Origin of the sequence: Thermosipho globiformans (assembly GCF_003990895.1) — a bacterium.
Classification (GTDB): Bacteria; Thermotogota; Thermotogae; order Thermotogales; family Fervidobacteriaceae; genus Thermosipho; species Thermosipho japonicus.
On the sequence record NZ_BHXD01000047.1, the window covers coordinates 1 to 531 of the forward strand.

Annotated in this window: 1 protein-coding gene; it reads right to left on the reverse strand. The window is 44.6% G+C overall.

The annotated features are described in order from the left end of the window. Nucleotides 1–85: 85 nt before the first annotated feature. The coding region (gene hns / locus EO083_RS09770) for a histone-like nucleoid-structuring protein H-NS (RefSeq protein ID WP_373277322.1) at nucleotides 86–531 on the reverse strand (446 nt) is incomplete at its 5' end.

The following is a 531-nucleotide window of genomic DNA, read 5'->3' on the forward strand; positions in this document are numbered from 1 at the left end:
GCTTATTCTTATTAAATTGTCTTAAACCGGACAATAAAAAATCCCGCCGCTGGCGGGATTTTAAGCAAGTGCAATCTACAAAAGATTATTGCTTGATCAGGAAATCGTCGAGGGATTTACCTTGCTCATCCATTGCTTTTTTGATTACAGCTGGAGTACGGCCTTGGCCAGTCCAGGTTTTAGTTTCGCCGTTTTCGTCAACGTAGCTATATTTTGCCGGACGCTGAGCACGTTTAGCTTTGGTGCCAGATTTAACGGCAGCAAGGCTATTCAGCAGTTCGTTCGGGTCAATACCGTCAGCGATCAGCATTTCGCGATATTGCTGCAGCTTACGAGTGCGCTCTTCAACTTCAGCAGCAGCCGCGCTTTCTTCTTCGCGACGTTCGTTAACAACAACTTCTAATTTTTCCAGCATTTCTTCCAGCGTTTCAAGTGTACATTCTCTTGCCTGCGCACGAAGAGTACGGATGTTGTTCAGAATTTTAAGTGCTTCGCTCATTGTAGTAATCTCAAACTTATAGATCGGAAGAG